General features: G+C 72.3%; 6 protein-coding genes. 2 read left to right on the top strand and 4 right to left on the bottom strand.

Annotated elements, in window-relative coordinates; all coding sequences use genetic code 11:
- Positions 1 to 457 precede the first annotated feature (457 nt).
- The 3 genes from galK to galT are packed head-to-tail and all read right to left on the bottom strand — an operon-like array spanning position 458 to position 3722.
- Positions 458 to 1681 (bottom strand): galactokinase, encoded by a 1224-nt coding sequence (gene galK / locus AC51EU_RS24810; RefSeq protein ID WP_496269288.1) that lies wholly within the window; start codon positions 1679 to 1681, stop codon positions 458 to 460.
- The gene (gene galE, locus AC51EU_RS24805) at positions 1681 to 2655 is read right to left on the bottom strand and encodes a UDP-glucose 4-epimerase GalE (RefSeq protein ID WP_496269287.1); all 975 of its coding nucleotides are present in this window, start codon (positions 2653 to 2655) and stop codon (positions 1681 to 1683) included. The genes galK and galE overlap by 1 nt, the downstream gene beginning before the upstream one ends.
- Positions 2652 to 3722, bottom strand: coding sequence for a galactose-1-phosphate uridylyltransferase (gene galT / locus AC51EU_RS24800; RefSeq protein ID WP_496269285.1), 1071 nt, complete (start codon positions 3720 to 3722; stop codon positions 2652 to 2654). Before galT ends, galE begins: the two co-directional genes overlap by 4 nt.
- Before the next feature lie 296 nt (positions 3723 to 4018).
- Here galT and AC51EU_RS24795 point away from each other — a divergent pair, with 296 nt between their 5' ends.
- Together AC51EU_RS24795 and AC51EU_RS24790 are read left to right on the top strand one after the other, a co-directional pair.
- Entirely contained in the window at positions 4019 to 5689 is a 1671-nt protein-coding gene (locus tag AC51EU_RS24795) for a sodium:solute symporter family protein (RefSeq protein WP_496269283.1), read from the top strand.
- Between the two features lie 20 nt (positions 5690 to 5709).
- Positions 5710 to 6021, top strand: a complete 312-nt coding sequence (locus AC51EU_RS24790) for a hypothetical protein (protein ID WP_496269281.1) — start codon at positions 5710 to 5712, stop codon at positions 6019 to 6021.
- 16 nt (positions 6022 to 6037) lie between these two features.
- On the opposite strand, the gene AC51EU_RS24785 is transcribed toward AC51EU_RS24790, so the two are convergent.
- Complete coding sequence (locus AC51EU_RS24785) at positions 6038 to 6751, bottom strand: helix-turn-helix transcriptional regulator (RefSeq protein ID WP_496269280.1); 714 nt, start codon at positions 6749 to 6751, stop codon at positions 6038 to 6040.
- Positions 6752 to 6858: the final 107 nt, after the last annotated feature.

Genomic DNA, 6858 nt, shown 5'->3' with positions numbered 1-6858 from the left:
GGGCGCGCAGCGCGGCGGCGGCGCTGCCCGCGGCGATCACGCACACGTCCTGTTCCGCGGCGAGCGCGGCGGCCAGGGACTCGGCGAAGATGCGGTGGTCGTCGGCCACCAGAACCCGGATGCGTTGCACGAAGACCCCCTGTCTCGGGGAAGGGACCATAGCGGGCACGAGGCCCGGTTTGAAGGTCGCCGCAACCGTACGGCCGCCGCCGCTCGTCGGCTACCCCGCCCCGGACGCACGTACCCGCCCCCGCGCCGCTCCGGCGCCGGGAGGGACCGCTCTCCCCTGGTCAGCACCGGCCCCCACCGGCGCTGGTCTCAGGATACGGACGGGGTGGTGCGGTGGGAGGTGAATGGCCGAAGTCGGGCGGGTGGTACGGGCGTGCGGCGCGAGGCCGGTAGTGCGCCGCCGGGTCAGGATCGCGCTCCCGTCGCCCGCGCCGTGCGCCCCCGCGCGTCAGTCCGCCCGGCGTGCTCCGGCGCCCGGTACGGCCTCGAAGACGCGGGGCGCGGTGTGCCCGGCCGCGGCGAAGGCGGTCGTGACGGCGGTGGTGACGGCGGCGGCGGTCTCCTCCTCGACCAGGGCGATCGCCGAGCCGCCGAAGCCGCCGCCGGTCATCCGGGCGCCGAGGGCGCCGGCGGTGAGGGCGGTGTCGACGGCGAGGTCGAGTTCGGCGCAGGAGATCGCGAAGTCGTCGCGGAGCGAGGCGTGGCCCGCGGTCAGCAGGGGGCCGATGGCGCGCGGTTCGTCCGCGTCCAGGTGTGCGACGACCTGCTGGACGCGGTGGTTCTCGGTGACGATGTGCCGGACGAGGGGCAGCAGTCCGGGGGTGGCGGAGAGCCGCGCCAGGGCGTCGGGGAGGTCCGCGTGGGGCACGTCGCGCAGGGCGCGTACGCCGAGCGCCCGCGCCGCGCGCTCGCAGCCGGCGCGCCGCTCCGCGTACGCGCCGTCCCCCAGCGCGTGCTGGACGCGCGTGTCGACGACCAGCAGCCGCAGCCCGTGCGCGGCGAGGTCGAAGGGGACCTGGCGGCGGGTGAGGTCGCGGGTGTCGAGGAAGAGGGCGTGGCCCTCGGTGCAGCAGGCGGCGGCGGTCTGGTCCATGATCCCGCAGGGGACGCCGACGAAGGCGTTCTCGGCGCGCTGGGCGAGACGGGCCAGGCGCTCGGGGGCCAGGCCGAGGTCGTGGAGGTCGTTGAGGGCGAGGGCGGTGGAGACCTCCAGGGCCGCGGAGGAGGACAGTCCGGCGCCGGTGGGCACGGTGCTGTCGAAGTGGAGGTCGGCGCCGCCCACGGGCAGGCCGGCCTCCCGCATCGCCCAGACGACGCCGGCCGGGTACGCGGCCCAGCCGGCGCCGGGCGCGGGCGCCAGGTCGTCGACGCGCAGTTCGACGACACCGCCCCCGGCGCCGCCCGAGTGCAGGCGCAGGACGCCGTCGGTGCGGGCCGAGGCGGCGGCGAGGGTGGTGTGCGGGAGGGCCAGCGGCATCACGAAGCCGTCGTTGTAGTCGGTGTGCTCACCGATGAGGTTGACCCGGCCGGGCGCCGCCCAGACGCCCGTGGGGGCGGCGCCGTACACCGCGCGGAAGGCCGCGGCGGTGTGGTGGGCGCCGTGCGGGCGCCCGGGGTGCGCGCCGGCTCGCGCGGGCGCGGTGGTCGGGGTGACGGCTCCGTGAGCGGGCATCAGGACTCCTTCGTCCGGGCGAGGTGCTGGGCGAACTCCCAGGCGTCGGCGACGATTCCGGCGAGGTCGGCGCGGCGCGGCCGCCAGCCGAGCCGGTCGGTGGCCTGCTGGGCGGAGGCGACGAGGACGGCGGGGTCGCCGCCGCGGCGCGGGGCGACCACCTCGGGGATGGGATGGCCGGTGACCTTGCGGACGGTCTCGATGACCTCGCGGACGGAGAAGCCACTGCCGTTGCCGAGGTTGCAGATGAGGTGCTCGCCGGCGGTGGCCGCCTCCACCGCCAGGAGGTGGGCCTCGGCGAGGTCGGCGACGTGGATGTAGTCGCGGACGCAGGTGCCGTCGGGGGTGGGGTAGTCGTCGCCGAAGACGGAGATCGCCTCGCGCTTGCCCTGGGCGACCTGGAGGACGAGCGGGATGAGGTGCGACTCGGGGTCGTGGCGCTCGCCGCAGGTGCCGTAGGCGCCGGCGACGTTGAAGTAGCGCAGGGAGACGGCGGCCAGCCCGTGGGCGGCGGCCTCGCCGCTGATCATGTGGTCGACGGCGAGCTTGCTGGCGCCGTAGGGGTTGGTGGGGGCGGTGGGGGCGCTCTCCAGGATCGGGACCTGCTCCGGCTCGCCGTAGGTGGCGGCGGTGGAGGAGAAGACCAGGGTGCGCACGCCCGCGTCGCGCATGGCGGTGAGCAGGTCCATGGTGCCGGCGACGTTGTTGCGCCAGTACTTCTCGGGGTCCACGACGGACTCGCCGACCTGGGAGAAGGCGGCGAAGTGCAGTACGGCGTCGTAGGAGGCGTCGAGCCAGCGGGCGGCTTCCTGGATGCGGCCCTCGATGAAGCGGACGCCCTCGGGGACGCCCTCGCGGTGGCCGGTGGACAGGTCGTCCAGGACGGTCACCTCGTGACCGGCCTCCAGCAGGTGGGTCGCCACGACGCTGCCGACATAACCCGCGCCACCCGTCACCAGGTACTTCTTGCTCACTCGCTCGCTACCTCTCGCAATCGCTGGGCCGCGGCCTCCGGAGGCACGTCGTTGATGAACACGTTCATGCCCGATTCGGAGCCCGCGAGGTACTTCAGCTTGCCGGATGTCCGCCGAATGGTGAAAAGCTCCAGGTGGAGAGCGAAGTCGGCGCGGTCGGCGGCGCGCAGCGGGGCCTGGTGCCAGGCGGCGATGTAGGGGGTGCGGGCGGCGGGGGCGACGCGTCCCCCGCGGCCGTGGCCGGCGTCGAAGATCCGGTCGAAGCGCCGCAGGAGTTCGAGGTAGAGGCGGGGGAACTCGGCGCGGGCGGCGTCGTCCAGGGCCGTGAGGTCGGGGACCCGGCGGCGGGGGTAGAGGTGCACCTCGTACGGCCAGTGGGCGGCGTAGGGGACGAAGGCCGTCCAGTGCTCGCCCTCCAGGACGACGCGGCGGCCGTCCGCGCGTTCGTCGGCGAGGACATCGTCGAAGAGGTTGCGGCCGGTGGCGGCGCGGTGGGCGGCGAGGGAGGCGAGCATCCGCTCGGTCCGGGGGGTGGTGAAGGGGTAGGCGTAGATCTGGCCGTGGGGGTGACCGAGGGTCACGCCGATCTCGGCGCCGCGGTTCTCGAAGCAGAAGACCTGCTCCACGCCGGGGAGGCGGGAGAGTTCCGCGGTGCGGTCGGTCCAGGCGGCGAGGACGAGCGCGGCCTGTTCCTCGGTGAGGTCGGCGAAGGAGGCGCCGTGGTCGGGGGTGAAGCAGACCACCTCGCAGCGGCCGTGGTCGCCGGCGAGGGAGGGGAAGCGGTTCTCGAAGACGACGACGTCGTAGTCGGGGGCGGGGATCTCGGAGTGGCGGCCGTCGCGGGAGGGGCACAGGGGGCACTCGTCGGCGGGCGGGTGGTAGGTGCGGCCCTGGCGGTGGGAGGCGATGGCGACGGCGTCGCCGAGGAGCCGGTCGTGGCGGATCTCGGAGGCGGTGGCGACGGGGGCGAGGGGGCGTGGGTCCGTCACATCGCGGGCCGCGTCGTCGCGGGAGTCGTAGTAGATGAGTTCCCGGCCGTCGGCCAGCCGGGTCGTCGTCTTCTTCACGGGATCGCTCCTCACCCCTGATCAAACACAAGCAAACACAATGAAGCACAATCGAACAGTCGCGTCAACAGCGGACCTCGCCCGATCGGCGCACGCCAGACCATGATCCAAACGCCGGGGATCACAATTCAACAAACGAAACCAACACAAGTGTTCAGTTTCCTGCGAAGCGGGCGTACGTTTCTGTTCGCTCGGACCGAGCTCCGAACACCACGCTGTGTCCTCTGGGACGCGTCCCCGGAACTCCGCTGTGCCCTCTGGGGGGCGACCCCAGGTCCCCGGAAGTGAGTTCCCTCATGATCACCTTGGCCGAAGGGCTCCGGCTCCCCACCAACGGGCTCGACTACGCCATCCTGGCCCTCTACTTCGCCGTCGTCCTCGGCATCGGATTCGCCGCCCGGCGCAGCGTGAGGACGAGCCTCGACTTCTTCCTCTCCGGCCGGTCGCTGCCCGCCTGGGTCACCGGCCTCGCCTTCGTCGCCGCCAACCTCGGCGCCACCGAGATCCTCGGCATGGCCGCCAACGGCGCGCAGTACGGCGCGTACACCGTCCACTGGTACTGGATCGGCGCCATCCCCGCCATGGTCTTCCTGGGCCTGGTGATGATGCCGTTCTACTACGGGTCCAAGGTCCGCTCGGTGCCGGAGTTCCTGCTGCACCGCTTCGGCCCCTCCTCGCACCTGCTCTCGTCGGTGATCTTCGCCGTCTCCTCGGTACTGATCGCCGGCGTGAACCTCTACGCGATGGCGATCGTGCTCCAGGCACTGCTGGGCTGGCCCCAGTGGGTCGCCATCGTCGTCGCCGGCTTCTTCGTCCTGGCCTACATCACCATCGGCGGCCTCTCCTCGGCGATCTACAACGAGGTCCTCCAGTTCTTCGTCATCCTCGCCGCGCTGATCCCGCTGACGATCGTCGGCCTCAAGCGCGTCGGCGGCTGGGACGGCCTGACGAACTCGCTGACCTCCTCGCACGGTGACGCGTTCCTGACGGCGTGGAAGGGCACCGGCATCGGCGAGGCCAACCCGCTCGGCGCGAACTGGCTGACCCTCGTCCTCGGTCTCGGCTTCGTGATGAGCTTCGGCTACTGGACGACCAACTTCGCCGAGGTGCAGCGTGCCCTGTCCGCCAAGAACCTCTCCGCCGCCAAGCGCACCCCGCTGATCGCCGCGTTCCCCAAGATATTCATCCCGCTCGTCGTGGTCGTGCCCGGACTGATCGCGCTGGTCATGGAGCCGACGCTGGGCAAGACCAAGGACGGGCTCCAGTACAACGACGCGATCCCGGTCCTCATGCGGGATCTGCTGCCCAACGGTGTGCTGGGCATCGCCGTCACCGGTCTGCTCGCCGCGTTCATGGCCGGTATGGCCGCCAACGTCTCGTCGTTCAACACGGTCTTCACCAACGACATCTGGGCCGCGTACCTCAGGAAGGGACGCGAGGACGCCCACTACCTCAAGGTCGGACGCGTGGTCACCGCCGTCGGCGTGCTGATCGGGATGGGCACCGCCTTCATCGCCTCGTCCTTCAGCAACATCATGAACTACCTCCAGACGCTGTTCTCCTTCTTCAACGTCCCGCTGTTCGTGGTGTTCATCATCGGCATGTTCTGGAAGCGGACCAGCGCGGCCGCCGGATTCTGGGGCCTGCTCTCGGGCACCGTCGCGGCGATGGTGAACTACTTCGGCCTCTACCAGCAGGGCATCATCGACATCCCCTCCGAACAGGGCGCCAACTTCGTCTCCTCGATCGTCGCGTTCGTCGTCGGCGCCGTGGTGATGGCCCTCGTCACCCTCGTGACCAAGCCCAAGCCCGCCGAGTCCCTGGCCGGCCTCGTCTACGGCACCCGCTCCCCCGGCATGGCCGACCTTCCCGCCTCCGGCGACGACGCCTGGTACCGCAAGCCCGCCCTGCTGGGCTGGGGCGCGGTCGTCCTCGCCGCCCTCTGCTACGTCCCCTTCTCCTTCTGAGACCGCCGAGGAACGCACCCATGACCAACGCCAACCACCACCACGATGTCGAACGGCTGGAGCGCGAGTCGGCGACCGCCGCACGGCTCTTCGACGTACGGCGCATCATCGGCGGCCTGTTCGTCGTCTACGGCGTGATCGTCACCATCGCCGGGATCACCGCCTCCGAAGCGGACCTGAAGAAGGCCCAGGGCATCAACATCAACCTGTGGACCGGGCTCGGCATGTTCGCCCTCGGCCTGTTCTTCCTGGTGTGGCTCAAGCTCCGGCCCGCGGTGCCACCCACCGTGGAGGAACTGACGGACGGCCAGGAGGACGCGCCCCGGGACTGACCCGCCCGTACGCGGCCTACGGCGGCGGGACCGCGCCCCGCGGACCCGCCGCCGCGCCGTGCACACCACCCGCCACCCGGTCCAGCAGCCCGGTCCGCGCGGCCAGCGCCGCCGCCTCCAGCCGGGAACCGACCTTCAGCTTCATCAGCACCCGCTGCACATGGGTGCGCGCGGTGCTCGGCGCGGTCCCCATCCCGGCCGCGATCTGCCGGGTGTCCTCGCCCTCCGCTATCCGGACCAGCACCTCGGCCTCGCGCTGGGTCAGCAGCGCCAGCAGCCGCTCCGCCTCGTCGTCGGGCCGCGCCCGGGGATGCAGCAGCTCCTCGAACGCCTGCTGGAGCAGTTGCGGGGCGACGGCCGCGTCGCCCGCCCGCGCCTTGAGCATGGCGCGTTCCACGCCGTCGATCCGCTCGTCGTGCCGTACGTAACCGGAGGCGCCGGCCGCGAACGCCGCCGCGATCCCGCGCGGGCTCGGCACCGGGCCCAGCACCACCACCGCGACCTGCGGCCGCTCCTTCTTGATCCGTACGACCGGGTCGAAGACGCCCGGCTCGGCCGGCGCCGCCGTCCCCAGCAGGCACACCTCCGGTGCCCTGCTCACCACCAGTTCGGCCGCCCCCGCGCTCGGCGCGGCCGCCGCGAGCACCCGGTGCCCGCGCAGCTTCAGGGCCGAGGCGAGTGCCTCGGCAAGCAGACGATGATCGTCGACCACCATGAGCCGTACGCCCATCCGCCACCCCCTCCGTCCCGGCGGCCCCGCCCCAGGCCCCGCCGTTTCCGGGAAGCTACACGCTCCGCGCCCGCCGCGCTCCGGGACGGGCAGAAGTCGGCCGCGGG

Source organism: Candidatus Streptomyces philanthi (assembly GCF_059553635.1).
The sequence above is the reverse complement of the archived record's forward strand: the minus strand, read 5'-3'. Positions and strand labels throughout refer to the sequence as shown.